The following is a 16,063-nucleotide window of genomic DNA, read 5'->3' on the forward strand; positions in this document are numbered from 1 at the left end:
AATCTCTTCAGTCCTTGTCTTTTTCATTCTTTGTTGTGTCGATGCCAAGTCAAGAGACGCACCATTAGGAAAATAATTGTGAAGAGAATGGCCCCAGACAGCAGCAGTGATTCCAGATGCATCAGGCCAAGCAGAAAATAATAGAAACAGAAAATGACGGTGGCGGCTAGAAGGCAGAAAACGATTAGTTTCATGAATGATAAAACCTCCACAATTTCTCTTAGAACAAGCATATGATTATTTTGAACCAAAAATACACCTGTATGTTTGAGAAAACTAGGATCTGAGATAGTCGCGCACACGCTCATGAATCCAGTCCATGGCCACACTTTTTTGGTATACGAATTCAAACAGACGCCCACGGAGGTATACTTCGTAGCTGAACCAGTCGCGTTTGGTCATACGTATATGGCTGCTGAAGAGTTCCTGTTTATTTTTTTGCAGATCCTGGGTCACTCGATGGATCATGTCGTCAAGAGCTTCCAAATAGAGTGGTCTGAATTTAGTGTTTGTCACCGCAATGACTTTGCGATCGCGTTCAAACGCCATTTTAATAAGCGGTAAAAGTGCATATTCGGTGGCGATTCTTTTTTCATCCTCAGTCATCTCCGAAGATGGAAGAAAAACTTCTTGATCACTCATTTGAAATGACCTCCGATTTTACTTGCGCGTGCCCACAGTTGGCTGGATGGCATGAGTGATGTTCCGCGAAAGATGGACGTTTTCCCATATTTTCTATAAATAATGTCTACCGCAGCGCTCAAATTCGCCTTTTCTTCAAGATGCGCGAAGAAATCCAGCTGATAATTGTTTGACGCCGGTTGGAGATCGCCAAGTGTGACCGATGCGGCTCGAACAGGAAGGCGATCCCAGCTCTCTGTAAACAGCGTGTTGGCGGCATGGTAAAGATCCATTCCGAAATTTGTCGCAAAGGGCAGCGTGATTTGGCGATGAAAACCGCTGTGTCTCTCAAAGGCCCCGGAAATGCCAACAGAGACAACATGCCCCATATAGCGTTTCGAGCGCGCTCGGTATGCGACCTCTTCACTTAGTTCAAGCAGGATCACACGAATATCTTTTATTGCCGGATAGTCAAAGGGCAAGGTCATGTGGTGTCCAATTGCTTTTTGCTCGGTGAATGTACCCGGGGAGACGGGGGAACTGTCCAGACCGCGCGCGGTTCGCCACAATAGCTCTCCATTCACTCCCCAACGCTTACGCAGGAAATCAACTTGAAAGCGAGCGAGATGGCCAATTTTGCGAATGCCCATTCCGATGAAGTGCTGCTCCATCCTGTGGCCGACGCCAAACAGTTCGCCAATGGGCAACGGCCAAAGGTATTTCTCAATATTTTTGGCATTTAATTCAAAAATGCCTGTTCGGTTCTTTTTTCCATAATGATCACAGGCCATTTTGGCGAGTACCTTATTCGGCCCAATGCCGATACGGGCGTAAATTCCAAAACGTTCGTGCACGCATTGCTGAATTTTTCGCGCAATGGTCAAGGGCGAACCGAACAATGGAACACTTCCAGTCACGTCAATAAATTGCTCATCAATAGAGTAGGGCTCGACCAGATCGGTAAATTGCCTGAGAAATCGTGTCACGGCTGTAGAAACATCAATATAATGCTGCATGCGCGGCAGCTGGATGACTGCCTGTGGGCATTTACGCAATGCCTGACCAAGCGGTTCGGCGGTGAGCACGCCAAATCGCTTGGCGATCGGGCAAGCAGCCAGTACAATGCCGCTTCGCTGCTTGGGATCACCGGCAACGAGAAGCGGCTTATCTCTGAATTCTGGAAAATCAGCTTTTTCAACAGAAGCATAGAACGTTTGCATATCGACCAGGAAAATGACTCGATCCATGTACGGCACCTCGATTAATTGAATATGGATCTATTATACACGAACAAACGTTCTTTTAGTACTGGTAATAAAAACATGCGTTCGTCACATTGGATTTATGAACGGATAAATAGAGGAAAAGAAGCAACAGTGGCGGAAAAAGAAGTAATGAAAAAGCCTTACTTCTACAAAAGAAGTAAGACTTTGACCAAGTGGCTGTAATTGATGATCGTTAAACGGTACGACGGAAATGCCGTCGCGCATTATTCGGGATGGGTGATATAAGTCCAATATTCACCACTTTTTAGGACAATCGGTTCAATGAACTGCTGTAACTGCAGTTTACGCAGTTCCTTGAGCGCATCTTCTTCAGTCAAATCATAAATGACGGCGACTTCTTTAGTGGTTAGAAAACATTGTTGCTGAAAATAATTGATTAACGGAATGTTTGGAGCAGGTACGGGTAATTCACCCAATAATTCCGTTAAGATCTGCACGTAGACCTGATAAGGATAGTGTCCGTTTACTTTTATGGCCTCCGAATCATTACATGGTGTTGAAAAAACAAAAGTCGGCAATTCAGTAATAGACAATTCATTTGCCAGTTTTCGATCACATTGAAAAGCTTTGATCGGGCGGCAGGAATGATAATCATTTGAAAACTCCTGTTCATTCAATCCGGAAAGCCGGGCGATCTCAAGCAGTTCTTCAAATTCATTCAGCCCCTGTTTTCTGAGGAAAATTTGTTCACGCACGCGTCGAAGAAAGATTTGTCCGACCGCACCTCCTTGGAATTCGGCCGCTTTAATGGCGTAAGCAATCGAATAAGGGGAGGGCGGATTTTCAAACCATACGTCACTGTCACAGCACATGCCGGTCAGGCGTGCGTATTTGTCCCACTCTTCGGCAATTTGTTTTGCTCGGTGAAACCGACAACAGTTTGCCGTGTCATGTTTGGTTGTAAGCAGAATGCGAAATGTAAAATAGTCATGGTATTGCAAAATAAATTTTTTGAGTAAAGGCTCAAACCCCCAGCATTCCGGACAAAGCGGGTCAATAAAGGCCAGGATCTCAACGCGTTGAAAGGAATTCTTTTTGACTGTTCTAAGTGTACATGACTCATTCCCCGGTGTTCCTTCACATGTCGATCCTTCATCAAAGCGTGTCATAGAACCCCACCTCTAGAAGAAATTTTAAAAACGGCGCCTGATTCAGATAGGCTTTGCCGGTATCCGGATTGGTCCATCTCATCATATCGTGATTCATTATTAATAAAGTTAACCTGCCTTTATTATATTCTTGTCAGTTTCAAACATTGAGTGAGCAGCAAGACCCTGTGGCCCACCGTTATGGAACTTCTATATTGTAACAAGTTCCGATCACTAAGAGCAACTAATCGGTACTTGTGAAAGATTCGTGGCCGCCATAAGAAACGAATAGTCAAATAATTCACTTAGTATGATAAATGAAAGTGTTGGGAAAATCTTGTCAGAGGTTGAATCCAATGAATAAGGTGCTATAATTTGAGACCCGGGGAAATAAGAAAAAAATGAACTGAATGAAGAGGAAGACTGTTATGTTATCCGTGTCTGCAATTAGTGAACTCATTAAAAAATCAATAATGTCGATTTGCGCGGCTTTTTTGTGCGCGCTGAGCATGAACCTGTTTCTCGTACCCGCCCATGTCTACGCCGCAGGAATTAATGGCGCGGCTCAATTGATTTCGGATCTCCTGCTTGATGGGATGCATGTTCATTTGTCGATCAGCTTGCTGATTCTTGCTTTGAATTTGCCAATCGCTGTTTTAGGGTGGTACAAGGTTGGAAAAAGCTTTACCTTGTTCAGTTTTGTTACCGTTGTACTGACTTCATTGTTTCTGACTATTCTGCCGGTACATCCACTGTCTTCAGACATCCTGCTCAATTCCATATTTGGCGGAATGATCTCTGCAATTGGTGTGGGAATTGCTCTGAAATACGGGATCTCAACAGGAGGTTTGGATATTATTGCGATCTTCCTGACCCGGCGTAACCGCAATGCATCATCGGGAAGATATTTCTTAATCTTGAATGGCATTATCATTATAATCGCAGGGGCCGTATATGAATGGCAGTACGCACTTTACACACTCATTTCACGGTTTGTGAACAGCTATGTGATTGACATGATCCACACGAAATATCAGAAATTGACGGTTATTACGGTTACAGATCAGACAGAGCGGCTGATTGACGCCATACAGGATCAATTTGATCGCGGAATGACAGTCATTCCATCGTACGGGGGATTCACCGGTATGAAAAAAAGCACACTGATGGTCGTTATTAGCCATTATGAGTTGTACAAAATGGAACGGCTGATTAAAGCAATGGATCCGAATGCATTTACGAATATTCTGGAGACAAACAAAATAATCGGCACGTTCCACAACGAAGAACAGCAAAAAGCGATTCAAGCGATGAAACATGGAGAAAATGTGGGGAAAGTGAAACAGACGCTTGGAGCGCAAGATTATGAACACTTCCAGAAACTATTTGAAACGTCGGCTATAAAATAAATAAAGAGAGGGACGCCTAGTTTAGGCCCGTCCCTCTCTTTTCATTCTCTATAATGGGTGAAGACAAAACGTTTGAAATGTGCGGCTGCCGGAGATAGCTCACGATCCGCATACCATGAAAGACCGATTTGCCGCGAACAGCCTGGCCAGCGCACGTGCAGCTTAGCCACCTTGCTGTCGTCAATATCCTTCTGATCGGGAAGCAGGGCGACTCCCAATCCCGCTGCAACCAATCCGGCAAGGGTGGTTACCTCTTCGCCTTCAAAGGTGATGTTTGGCGTGAAATTTGCTTTTCGGCAAAGGTTGTCAGCAATTTTACGAAGTTCATAGCCTTCTTTCATTGCGATCATCGGCTCAGATTGAATTTCATCCAGTGTGACGGATTCCCTCTGTGCGAGCGGGTGAGTGCGCGGAAGCATCAGAAAAAGCTCCTCATCCCACAATCTTTCCCATTGGATATGCGGATCATCAAAGGCATGATGCACCAGGCATAAATCAATTTCACCGCTTTGGAGCTGTTTGAGCAGCGACACATTGTTGTTTTGGTAGAGCTTGATTCTTGTGTTGGCGTGTTCCTTTTGAAATTCACGAAGGATATCAGGAATCATGTTCACACCAAGCGTGTGCAGGAAGCCTAATGAAACTTCACCATATTCAGGGTCAAGAAGAGATTTGATTTCCTTTTTTGTGTCATCAATTTCTTTCAGAATTCTGTTGACGTGCTTCAGTAATGCTTTGCCATACTGATTCAAAATAATACTTCTTCCTTGCCTTTCGAAAAGAGGGATCCCAAGCTCTTCCTCAAGACGGGCAATGGATCTGCTAAGTGCGGGCTGTGAAATTGACAGATCCTCCGCAGCTTGCGTCATATGCTGTAGCTGGGCAACCTTTTGAAAATATTCAATCTGCTGCCATTCCATAACTAATCACTCCTAAAAAGGATGGAAAATCACACCAAACCTGACACGTCTCTGTATTCGTGTTTAAAGAGACCGTCATTCAATGACGGTCTTCGTACCTCAACGTGTACCATATATAGTACCACAGATATAGTGAAAAATCGTCCATATCAAGGCTTTTTTTCAAATACAATCAGGTCACGTTTTGTCTGAATGGGCTTCAGCAGTTCTATGCATCAATATCATTCACAGAATTTATTAGACAACAGATAGGGATTGTCATAGTATGGAGGATACAAAGAGAAACCGAAGGGATGGAATTTTCAATGAATTATATTTCTCCGGAAAGCAAAGCCTTTAAGAAAACTCTTGTCGCTTTGTTTCTGGGAAGCTTTATCATGTTTGCCGACCTTTACTGCACACAACCGGTCATTGCCGTCATCGCCGCGCAATTTCATGTGCCGCCGGCTGCAGCAAGTCTGACCTTGTCGGCTGCGACCGGTGCTCTTGCTATTTTTCTATTATTTGTTTCGTTTACTTCAGGTATGTACGATCGCAAGAAAGTTATGGCCTTAGCTCTTGTCACCTCGGCCTTTCTTTCAGTAGTTGTCGGTTTTATTCATTATTTGCCGTTGCTGATCGCTGTGCGCTTCATCCAGGGGGCGCTGCTTGCCGGTTACCCGTCAATCGCCATGGCGTACATAAATGAAGAATTCGACAAGAAAGTGCTGGGCTATGTGATTGGTATCTATGTCAGCGGCAATAGTCTTGGCGGTTTGGCAGGGCGGCTGATTGTCGGATCACTTAGTGACGCTTTTTCCTGGAATGTGGCAATTGCTATTTTGGGCGTGTTGAACCTCGTGATGTGCACTCTGTTCATCTTGTTACTTCCTAAATCCAAGCATTTTGACGCTAAACGCGGATCAATGAGAAGAACGACTGCGGGATTTCTTGAAAATATTGAATCACCGGCACTTGTTTTCCTCTACTTAATTGGTTTCATTCTGATGGGGAGCTTTGTGACGGTTTATAACTACTTTGGCATTCCGCTTATGGAGCCGCCATATAATTTAAGCCAGACCTTGGTTGGCTTTGTCTTCATTATTTTTCTTGTCGGCACATTCAGTTCGACGTGGATGGGAAGACTATCTGACCATACAAGCCGCTCCGGAGTCATCGCACTGTGTCTCATTATGATGACCTGTGGCCTGATCATTACAATGTCGTCATTTCTGATTCTGAAAATCTTCGGATTGGCCATGTTTACTTTTGGATTCTTCGGCGGTCATTCAGTGGCAAGCAGTTGGGTAGGTATCTTGGCTAATAGGCGGGAGAAAGCGCAGTCTTCTTCTTTATATCTGCTTTTCTATTACGTTGGCTCCAGCGTGGTCGGACCGGTAGGAGGATTGTTCTTGGAATCGTTCGGATGGGCAGGCGTTGTAGTCTCAATATCGGTGCTCTCTTTAATTGGCCTTCTGCTCTGTGCCTATGTACGCAGGCTAGTGGCTAATGGAGCATGCCATCGTTTCCGCCACAATCACCACATGCACCATCATCAAAAAGTTGCAGGGCAACATATCTAATACAACAATAAAAGTTAAATGAACCTATTGAATTGATAAAAGAAACCGGCGCGCATTTTATGAAAATGAGCGTCGATTTTTTCGTTGTTTTGTTGTCGTCATCATGGATAAAAAAGATTCAGCCCACGCAAACTTGGCTTCATCACGTTTTCTATATATAATAGTTAAGTTATGGAAACACGAGGAAGAAAGAGAAATAGGCTTTGAAAAGGGGTGTTTTGCAGTGACGGTTTTTGAAGATTATCAGTATGAGCGGCCGGATGTGACGAAGTATGAAGAATCGTTTCACAAGGCTTTCGATGTGCTAAAGAATGCGGCAACTCTTGAAGAGGCGGAGCGTTCCATTGAAGAGATCAATCATTTGCGTAAACATTTGGATACGATGTTTCGCCTTGTTGAAATCAGGCACACCATCAATACAGAGGATCCTTTCTACAAAACGGAAAATGATTTTGCCGATGAAACAATGCCTATATTTGAAGGGAAAACAACAGAGTTCTACCAACTTCTTCTAGCTTCACCGTTCCGTGCGGATCTGGAGAAGAAATGGGGCAGGCAGCTTTTCGCTCTTGCGGAAGCACAGCTCAAATCCTTTTCACCTGAAGTGATTCCGCTCATGCAACAGGAAAATAAATGGGCATCTAAATACACAAAATTGATTGCTGCCGCAAAAATTCCGTTTCAAGGAACGGAACGTACGCTCGCACAGTTAGCTCCATTCCAGCAATCTCCTGATCGCCATGTAAGAAAGGCGGCGCTTGAAGCTTATTTTGGCTACTTTGCCGCTCATGAACAAGAGTTCGATGAAATCTACGATCAGTTGGTTAAAATCAGAACAGAGATCGCAACCAAACTTGGTTTTGATAACTATGCCGATCTCAGCTATTATCGAATGGCGCGCGTTGGCTACGATAAGGAAATGGTAAAGAGCTATCGCGAGCAGATTCGCAACTATGTGGTGCCGGCGGCTAATCGTCTTTACGAACGGCAGCGCAGGCGTATTGGTGTCGACGAACTGAAATTTTATGATGTGCCGTTCCAGTTTACGACTGGGAATGCAGCACCAAAAGGCGATCCGGAATGGATCATTGACAATGGAAAGAAAATGTATGCGGAACTGTCACCTGAGACCGGTGAATTTTTCCAATTTATGTTGGATCATCATTTGATGGACCTGCTTGCGACAAAAGGCAAAGCCGGAGGCGGATATTGCGAATATATTTTTGATTATGAATCGCCATTTATCTTCTCGAACTTTAATGGTACGGCAGACGATATTGATGTGCTGACGCATGAAGCAGGCCATGCGTTCCAAGTCTACTCGACACATAGTGATATACCTGAATATCGCTGGCCGACTTATGAAGGCGCTGAAATTCATTCGATGAGCATGGAATTCTTCACATGGCCATGGATGAACCTATTCTTTAAAGAAGATGCGGATAAACGCAGATTCTCACATTTAAGCGACGCGCTCCTGTTTCTGCCGTATGGTGTGAGTGTGGATGAGTTCCAGCATGTTGTTTACGAACATCCGGAAATGACACCGGCAGAGCGGAAACAGGCCTGGAAGGACATTGAGAAAAAATATTTGCCATATCGTGATTATGACGGTATTGACTTCCTTGAAATGGGTGGATTCTGGCAGCGTCAAGGACATATCTACGAATCGCCGTTTTATTACATTGACTATACATTGGCTCAAGTATGCGCGTTTGAGTTCTGGAAAAAGTCGCAGGAAGACTATGATGGCGCGTGGAAAGACTATTTGAAGCTGTGCAAACAAGGCGGAAGCAAGTCCTTTTTGGAGCTGGTTCAATCAGCGGGTCTGGAGTCGCCATTTAAAGAAGGCTGTGTTGCCGACATAGTTGACGCGGTGACAAATTGGCTTGATCAGATTGACGACAGCAGTTACTAATGGATCAAAAAAAAATAAGTGTTAATAAAACAAACCCTATAGTGGACGATCCTTGTCCGATACAGGGTTTGTTATTTTTATATATTTTGCAGGCCCCACATGACGATGGCGACAATCGGAACAAGTACCCAAACGTTTGAACCGATCAGGGGCCTGTGCTGTTCAGATTCCAATGCTTTAAGCTGCTTTTCAATAGCGTCTAATCTGGACTCAATTGCTTTTAACTTTTCATCATCCATTAATGACACCCGCCTTTCATACATACGTACTTTGGAGTTTATTCATGATTTTTTTTACATAGGCCTGAGTCTCAGCGAAAGGAGGGATGCCTCCATATTTTTCCACATTGCCTGACCCCGCGTTATAGGCGGCCAGCGCAAGTGAATAATCGCCGTTATAGCGATTAAGCAGCTTGCTCAAGTATTTTGTTCCACCTTCGATATTTTGAGCGGGATCATAGGGGTTGGTAACACCCAAACCAGACGCCGTACCGGGCATCAGCTGCATCAAGCCCTGAGCACCTGCCGCACTGGTGGCGTTCGGATTGCCGCCGGATTCAGCATCAATCACCGATTGGATCAGATTCGCGTCAACCGAATATTTTTTACTCATCGCCTGAACGGTGCTGCCATAATCCGAAGCGGTATCAAGAGAAGTCTGTTGCATGCTTAATGGTGAAAGCGATGAGGACAGCTTCTGCCAGAGCGAGTTGTTCGTATCCGAGCTCCCAAGCGAGGCTTGGCCAGACATGTAAGCGGGAGTGTTGAGTGAATTGCTGTACTGATCCCCATCATCACCGTTTGAGTTGGCATTCATCATGAGCGCGAGTAATGTGCCGAATAAATTCGAAAAGTCGCTGTTTTGTTCGGGAAGAAGACTTGATTGATTCGAACTGCTTTGACTACCGGACATAGCGGACATTGATAAAAAATGGGCAACTGTGCTTGGATCGATAGACATCGCCAAATCAGCTCCTTTTTTCTTGAATAGCTTGATAGAGACGAAGCATTTTACTTTTCGACGGTCTGCGCGGAATCGAATGCGCATGAAGCAAAGCATTGAAAATATCCGCACCGGAACGTTGATCTGTCGCTTCATATTCTAATTCATAATCGTTATGATCTAAATAAATGCTGTGATCAAGAAACAACTCTCCGGATTGATAGGGGAACTGGGCGCGCTTGGTGGCAAGTTCCCCTATGAGAACGAGCTGATCGGCATCAACACCCATTTTGGTAATTGATTGTTCGATTTCACCGGGAGGAACAATACCAAGCCGAATCATCGACTGACTTTCCTCATCATCGAGCTGCTGATGCGTTTCAAGAATGACGCCGTTACGCGGCTGTTTCAATGTAAAGTCATGCTGATTTCCGGCATCACGGATGCGCAAGACTGTTTTCCTATTTTTCAATGCGGAGGTGGGGGTGTCAAAGTAGTAATTCACTTGTTTGAAAAACGAGGAAGTCTTCTGGCCGAATTCTGTGCAAAGTGTGGTAAATTCTTCAGCCGTCAGCATGTTCTTATATTCAATTTCTAATTCCTGAGTCATTCGTCGCATGCCCCGCCCTCATCTATGGTACTAATTAGAAACTCGTAACTTCTTCTAAATTATGACATAATGGGGGTGAAGAAACAACAGACATACTGTAAATTTTCGAGTGAAAGAGCAGCACTTGATGACACGTTGTTCTTGTCTTGGATCAGATGGAGTGATTGGAATGGAGTGGGATATATTCCTTGCGCCTTACAAGCAGGCGGTGGACGAACTAAAGGTTAAATTGCGCGGTTATCGTGACCTGTACGAGGTAACCTCAGAAAACTCACCGATTGAATTTGTTACAGGCAGAGTGAAACCAATACCAAGTATTATAGAGAAAGCGCGGCGGAAAGGTATGCCGCTGACGCAGTTGAATACGCAGATGCAGGATCTTGCAGGCATTCGCGTTATGTGCCAATTTGTCGATGATATTCGCAGAGTAGTTGAACTGATTCGAAGCCGTACCGACTTAGTTGTTGTCGAAGAACGCGATTACATAAGTGAGAAGAAGAAGAGCGGCTATCGATCCTATCACGTTGTGGTTCAGTATCCGGTGCAGGCAGTAAGCGGAGAGAAAAAGCTATTGGTTGAAATTCAAGTGCGTACCTTAGCAATGAACTTCTGGGCAACGATTGAGCATTCGTTAAATTATAAATATAATGGGAAAATACCGGCCGATGTGAAAACGAGACTGCTAAGTGCGGCTGAGGCGGCTTTTCGACTTGATGAAGAAATGTCACAGATCAGAGATGAAATTCAAGTCGCGCAGTTGCGGTTTCTCCAGAAAAACGCCGATGATTAACTCGCCCGTTGAACAAATAGGAAGGAGTTCGTGAGGAATGGGTCAAGAAACACTGAATATGACAAATGTTCCTGCCGGCAGGTTAAAAAGATTTGCGATTGAAAATAGAGGGGACTCGTTTTCAGACGCTTTACGGAGCCGTATTTTCGAGCAGCTGAGCGTACATAAATTTGTCTATGATGATCTTCAGCCGGATCTGGTCATATCGGTTGGTGGTGACGGAACCTTGCTTCAGGCTTTTCACCGATACGCCAACCGTCTGAATGAGACTGCGTTTGTCGGTGTACATACCGGACACTTAGGCTTCTATGCAGACTGGACTGCCGAGGAGGTCGATGGTCTCGTACAATCCATCATTGGGAAGGGCTTTAATATCGTTGAGTATCCATTGTTGCATGTTTCCGTCGAGTATATAAATGAGAGAACGCCCGAAAGTTTTTTGGCGTTAAACGAGTGTACCGTGCGAAGCGATGAGGGGCTGCTCGTCGCTGATGTTTTAATTAAAGGCGAGAAATTCGAGAGCTTTAGGGGTGATGGTCTCTGCTTTTCAACACCGACAGGCTCCACGGCTTATAATAAGGGATTGTCTGGGGCGATTATTCATCCATCGTTGTTGTCCATTCAGCTGACAGAAATTGCATCGATAAATAATCGGGTCTATCGAACGGTCGGTTCGCCGCTAATTCTTCCTCAACATCATCGCTGCCAAGTACTGCCGGTTATTGATCGATCTTTTACGCTTTCTCTGGATCACTTGTCGCGTATTCACGACCAAGTGAAACAGATTGAATTTGGTGTAGCGGATGAAAAGATCCGCTTTGCGCGTTTTCGCCCATTTCCGTTTTGGCGACGCGTGCGGGATTCATTTATTGGCTGATTTTTATAGAAAAAAAGGACGTGAACAAGGAACGAGCTCGTTCCGATCAAATGGAAAAACAATGCTATACGATAGAGAAGACGATGAGCGCCGCGGAACAGGGCATGATTATGAGAGACTATTTAAAGAAGGAAATCAGAGTGTCGCGGAGGGCGTTATCCGCGATTAAATATAAAGGCGGAAAGCTGCTCGTGGATGGTCAGGAACGTTCCGTGCGTTACGTACTTCAAGAAGGCGAAGTGCTGACGATTATTTTCCCCGCGGAGACGCCAAGCGATTTTCTTTCGGATGAAGCCATGCCGCTTGATATCGTCTACGAGGATGAGGTTGTTCTGATTGTTAATAAGCCGTCAGGGATACCGGTCATTCCTTCCCATCAATATCCGTCGGGTACACTAGCGAATGGCTTGCTTCGTTACTTCAAAGAACAGAATCTCGCGTCAACCGTCCATATCATTAATCGATTGGATCGGAACACATCGGGGCTGATGCTGGTGGCCAAACATCGGTTCAGTCATGAGCGCTTTTTCAAAATGCAGAAAAAGAAAGAAGTCCACCGCAGATACTTGGCATGTGTGGAAGGACGTATTGAGCAAGGTAGCGGCATCATTGACGCTCCGATTGGGCGCAGGGATGGCAGTGCGATCGAGAGACAAGTCGATTGGCAGAATGGGAGAAGGTCAATAACCCATTATAAAGTGCTACGCAGGTCAAAAGATTGGACACTTGTTGCTGTGAGGCTGCAAACAGGGAGAACGCATCAGATACGCGTTCATTTTGCGTCAATCGGGCATCCGCTGCTCGGCGATGATCTTTATGGTGGGAAAATGAATCTCATTGATCGTCAGGCGCTGCACAGCTTCGAGGTATCCTTTACTCATCCTTTTACAGGAGCGTCGATACATCTGCATAAGCAATGTCCGGACGATATGCTGCGGCTGATTTCGGAACCGATCAATCTGGAAACGATCTGAAGCGTTCCGCAAACTTAGGCATGGAAGAAGCAACTGAAACAGTCTCCATTTCCGGATAACGGAGCGCGCTCAGCATGCCGCCGAAAACGCACCCGGTATCCAAATTTAACGTGTGGTTTTTCCAACGCGGCTTGGTCACCGGGGTGTGGCCGTATACAATCAATGGATTACCATGGTAGAACTGTGCCCAGTCTCGGCGTTCAGGCAGTCCGTTCGCATCTTTTTTTCCGGTAATGTCACCATACAGTGCGAACGTTTTGATTCTGCGCGTGATCGGTTTATCTAAATCTTCTTCTTGAATGCCTGCGTGACATACTGCCACTTGATGCTGGTCAAGGTAGAGGACCAGCGGCGCTTTCTTATAGAGCGAGACAAACCGCTCCGAGATGCGCACGCGTTGATTGCTGTTCAATTGATCCAGTTCTTGAACAGTGGTCTCAAGCCCATGCGACACCTGTACATGGTGGCCGATGAGGAAACGGTATAGCTTATTACAGTGATTGCCGGGAACGTATAGGGCCAAATCGCGTTCGACAAGATCGGTTACGATTCGAATCATATCTACAGAGGAAGGTCCACGGTCCGTGATATCGCCAACGAAAACGAGTTTCCGGTGCTTCGGGTGGATGGGCAGATCGTGATGCCATCGGTACCCCAGTTTTTCTGTAAGTTGAACAAATTCGTGGCGACATCCATGGACATCTCCGATTACATCATACATTCAGCCCATCCTCCAATTTTACTTAGTACCTATATAGTTCCCAAATTAAAAGATCTTAGTGTATCGTTTGATTCTAAGTACCTTAAGAAGGAATATGTTAGAAAAACTGGGTAAGCCCGGTCCTTTCATACGAAAGTTCCTTTGCTCCAAATACCGTTTTGAATCATCAACCTTGTCTTGAACAGACATTTCTAGTTCACACTGGTAGGAAAGTATAAGAAAACATTTAAAGGAAACGAGTGTAAGCGGTCCGAAAATTAGGGACCTTTCGCTAACTACGTGTACGTCCTGTACACAACGCGAAAGCCATCGCATCCTGCGAAAGTGCGTCCTGCGGCTCACCGGACACTAGGCCGTCCATGGCCGTCGCAACTAAGTCTTCACCTTCGCCAGAGGCTTGGCGAAGCCAAGTTTTCTAACACTGATAAAAAAGTATAAAAAAATTAAAGATTCAAGGAAACGAGTGTAAGCGCAACTAAGTCTTCGCCTTCGCCAGAGGCTTGGCGAAGCCAAGTTTTCTAATAAATCATTCTGGTCCTTAATTAAGTAACGCGGCCGGAATGAAATAAGCGGAGATTTTCCGGTTATTTGCATCATGGCGCTTGGCTCACGGGTAAATAAGGGTAATTTTTCCGCTTATGCACTTCAAAAAACATCATTTACACGTTTTTCGATTCGATAAGCGGAATTTCTCCGTCTATTTAAGCGATTTTTTCATTCATTTTCTAATTAAGCGGAATTTTTCCGTTTATTTCTCAGATTGAGCGCTTACCTGATCGCCCAGCCCAAACAAACGAATCTTATGACCTTATCGTCGTACCGGCAAGGCAAAACGCTATCTTTCTTTACTTGTAATAAAAAAACGGCCGATATCGACCGTTTTTAGAGGAATCTAGTGTACATTCGAGCTACGCCAAGTGGCAGGGCTATTTAAGAAAACATAAACTTCTGCGTTTGGATCCGGACACTTTGTACGAGGCCGACACAAATCATGCTTGAAAGAAGCGAGCTGCCGCCATAGCTGAGAAAAGGCAGCGTGATCCCGGTTACCGGCATCACTTGAATTGTCATGCCGATATTTTCGAATACCTGAAACATAATCATGCCGATGATTCCGGTGCAAATATAACTTCCAAAGGGGTCATGTGTTTCGGTTGCAGCCTTGACGACGCGTGATATAAACAGGAAGAACAGCAAGATGACGGTTACTGCCCCCACGAACCCAAAGCTGCCGCCGATGACGGCGAAAATAAAGTCGTTATAGGATTCGGGCAGGGTAATTGATGAGTTAAATTGATGATTAAAGAACTCGCCTGACCCAATTGATTTAAGCGCTTGGAGCAACTGATAGCCCTCTTCCGATGAATAGCGCTGCGGATCCTGCCAAGCTAAGAAACGTTCCTTTTGATGTGACTTTAGGAAAATGTTAATGATGTTGGGAAAATGAAACCAACTGATCGCGAAGAAAGCAAGACCGATGACTATGGTTGTTAAAATACTGACAATCAGTTTCCAATTGATCCCGCTGACCAAGGTCATGGAAATAATGATACTGAACATCACGAGTGCGGTACCAAGATCCGGTTGCGCGAAGACCAGTATGAAGGGCGGAAACGAAACGAGCGCAATTTTTCCAAGCAGCAGCATGTCCTCTCTTAAACCGCGAATCGAATACTCTTCATTGTGTTTATCAATGGTTGTCGCAATCGAGACGATCATAAATAACTTCATGAACTCCGATGGCTGCAACTGACTATTGCCGGGAAGGGCATACCAGCTCATGGCTCCATGTGAATCATCCACTAAAGGAACGGGCAAACCAAGCTGAGCAAAGGTTAACCCAAGCAGCAGGAACATGCCGACGCCGTAAAAGATCCAGTGCATTCGTTTCAGACGATCATAGTCAAAGAACATGGTGCCTAAAGTGACTATAATGCTAATGACATACCAGATTATTTGGCGATGGGCAATTCCTATTGCGGGAGCTCCGGACTTAAGCGGAGCCATTGAGATCGTTAAATAACTGATGCAGGCAAATAAGAAGACAATAAAAAACAGTGTATAGTCAATTTTTGCTAGAGAATCCCTATTAAACATGAATTTGTCCTTCTTTTCTTCATGAAAATTGCGGCTGTAATGCCGATAATAACACGATGTTCACACTTTAATCATGATAGCGTAAAGAACTAAAAAAAGAAACAGAAAGAATACAATTGCAGTCAGAAAGAAAAAGGCATCTGGTTAAATAAACAGTCAAAGTATTCGATGTCGCTTCCCTTTTTTTAGCGAATTCTAGAAATCAAATGGTGTTTGCCTGAGCAGAAAAGGACGTGCACGTTCTTTCA

The 16,063-nt window shown here is 44.8% G+C and carries 16 protein-coding genes; 6 read left to right on the forward strand and 10 right to left on the reverse strand.

What is annotated here, in order from left to right:
- Window positions 1-23 precede the first annotated feature (23 nt).
- The 4 genes from BM003_RS17590 to BM003_RS07145 all read right to left on the reverse strand — a co-directional run bounded on the left by BM003_RS17590 (window position 24) and on the right by BM003_RS07145 (window position 3,016).
- Window positions 24-194: a hypothetical protein gene (locus tag BM003_RS17590; protein WP_177184689.1), complete on the reverse strand. Its 171-nt coding sequence runs from the start codon at window positions 192-194 to the stop codon at window positions 24-26.
- An 82-nt stretch (window positions 195-276) separates the two neighbouring features.
- Window positions 277-642, reverse strand: a complete 366-nt coding sequence (locus BM003_RS07135) for a YhjD family protein (RefSeq protein ID WP_093671562.1) — start codon at window positions 640-642, stop codon at window positions 277-279.
- Window positions 639-1,868, reverse strand: a complete 1,230-nt coding sequence (locus BM003_RS07140; RefSeq protein WP_093671564.1) for a DNA polymerase IV — start codon at window positions 1,866-1,868, stop codon at window positions 639-641. Before BM003_RS07140 ends, BM003_RS07135 begins: the two co-directional genes overlap by 4 nt.
- A 242-nt stretch (window positions 1,869-2,110) precedes the next feature.
- Complete coding sequence (locus BM003_RS07145; protein WP_093671566.1) at window positions 2,111-3,016, reverse strand: DsbA family protein; 906 nt, start codon at window positions 3,014-3,016, stop codon at window positions 2,111-2,113.
- A 407-nt stretch (window positions 3,017-3,423) separates the two neighbouring features.
- On the opposite strand from BM003_RS07145, the gene BM003_RS07150 reads away from it, so the two are divergent.
- Window positions 3,424-4,404, forward strand: coding sequence for a YitT family protein (locus BM003_RS07150; RefSeq protein ID WP_245734134.1), 981 nt, complete (start codon window positions 3,424-3,426; stop codon window positions 4,402-4,404).
- 41 nt (window positions 4,405-4,445) lie between these two features.
- Here the strand turns inward: BM003_RS07150 and BM003_RS07155 are convergent, their stop codons facing one another.
- On the reverse strand, window positions 4,446-5,324 hold the full coding sequence (locus BM003_RS07155; RefSeq protein ID WP_093671570.1) for a LysR family transcriptional regulator: 879 nt from the start codon (window positions 5,322-5,324) through the stop codon (window positions 4,446-4,448).
- Between the two features lie 305 nt (window positions 5,325-5,629).
- Between BM003_RS07155 and BM003_RS07160 the strand changes: the two genes are divergently transcribed.
- Together BM003_RS07160 and BM003_RS07165 are read left to right on the forward strand one after the other, a co-directional pair.
- On the forward strand, window positions 5,630-6,886 hold the full coding sequence (locus tag BM003_RS07160; RefSeq protein ID WP_093671817.1) for an MFS transporter: 1,257 nt from the start codon (window positions 5,630-5,632) through the stop codon (window positions 6,884-6,886).
- Between the two features lie 223 nt (window positions 6,887-7,109).
- Window positions 7,110-8,804: a M3 family oligoendopeptidase gene (locus BM003_RS07165; RefSeq protein WP_245734137.1), complete on the forward strand. Its 1,695-nt coding sequence runs from the start codon at window positions 7,110-7,112 to the stop codon at window positions 8,802-8,804.
- A gap of 77 nt (window positions 8,805-8,881) precedes the next feature.
- Here BM003_RS07165 and BM003_RS17595 read toward each other — a convergent pair whose 3' ends face one another.
- Genes BM003_RS17595 through BM003_RS07175 form a run of 3 tightly spaced genes read right to left on the reverse strand, consistent with a single transcriptional unit; the run spans window position 8,882 to window position 10,365 of the window.
- Window positions 8,882-9,043 (reverse strand): hypothetical protein, encoded by a 162-nt coding sequence (locus BM003_RS17595; RefSeq protein WP_177184690.1) that lies wholly within the window; start codon window positions 9,041-9,043, stop codon window positions 8,882-8,884.
- A 16-nt stretch (window positions 9,044-9,059) separates the two neighbouring features.
- The gene (locus BM003_RS07170; RefSeq protein WP_093671574.1) at window positions 9,060-9,764 is read right to left on the reverse strand and encodes a lytic transglycosylase domain-containing protein; all 705 of its coding nucleotides are present in this window, start codon (window positions 9,762-9,764) and stop codon (window positions 9,060-9,062) included.
- A 7-nt stretch (window positions 9,765-9,771) separates the two neighbouring features.
- Window positions 9,772-10,365: a CYTH domain-containing protein gene (locus BM003_RS07175; RefSeq protein ID WP_245734139.1), complete on the reverse strand. Its 594-nt coding sequence runs from the start codon at window positions 10,363-10,365 to the stop codon at window positions 9,772-9,774.
- Between the two features lie 160 nt (window positions 10,366-10,525).
- On the opposite strand from BM003_RS07175, the gene yjbM reads away from it, so the two are divergent.
- From yjbM to BM003_RS07190, 3 genes are read left to right on the forward strand one after another with little or no spacing between them, the layout of a single operon-like run.
- Window positions 10,526-11,146 carry a GTP diphosphokinase gene (gene yjbM, locus BM003_RS07180; RefSeq protein ID WP_093671576.1) on the forward strand — a complete coding sequence of 207 codons (621 nt, stop codon included), beginning with the start codon at window positions 10,526-10,528 and terminating at the stop codon, window positions 11,144-11,146.
- A 37-nt stretch (window positions 11,147-11,183) separates the two neighbouring features.
- Window positions 11,184-12,023, forward strand: coding sequence for an NAD kinase (locus BM003_RS07185; RefSeq protein ID WP_177184691.1), 840 nt, complete (start codon window positions 11,184-11,186; stop codon window positions 12,021-12,023).
- A gap of 50 nt (window positions 12,024-12,073) precedes the next feature.
- Window positions 12,074-12,997: an RluA family pseudouridine synthase gene (locus tag BM003_RS07190; protein ID WP_093671823.1), complete on the forward strand. Its 924-nt coding sequence runs from the start codon at window positions 12,074-12,076 to the stop codon at window positions 12,995-12,997.
- On the opposite strand, the gene prpE is transcribed toward BM003_RS07190, so the two are convergent.
- Complete coding sequence (prpE, locus tag BM003_RS07195) at window positions 12,978-13,718, reverse strand: bis(5'-nucleosyl)-tetraphosphatase PrpE (RefSeq protein WP_093671578.1); 741 nt, start codon at window positions 13,716-13,718, stop codon at window positions 12,978-12,980. The two genes, BM003_RS07190 and prpE, sit on opposite strands and share 20 nt — an antisense overlap.
- A 930-nt stretch (window positions 13,719-14,648) precedes the next feature.
- A complete protein-coding gene (locus BM003_RS07200) occupies window positions 14,649-15,815 on the reverse strand; it encodes an FtsW/RodA/SpoVE family cell cycle protein (RefSeq protein ID WP_093671580.1) in 1,167 nt (388 codons plus the stop codon).
- Window positions 15,816-16,063 lie beyond the last annotated feature (248 nt).

The organism is Sporolactobacillus nakayamae (assembly GCF_900113325.1).
Taxonomy (GTDB): Bacteria; Bacillota; Bacilli; order Bacillales; family Sporolactobacillaceae; genus Sporolactobacillus; species Sporolactobacillus nakayamae.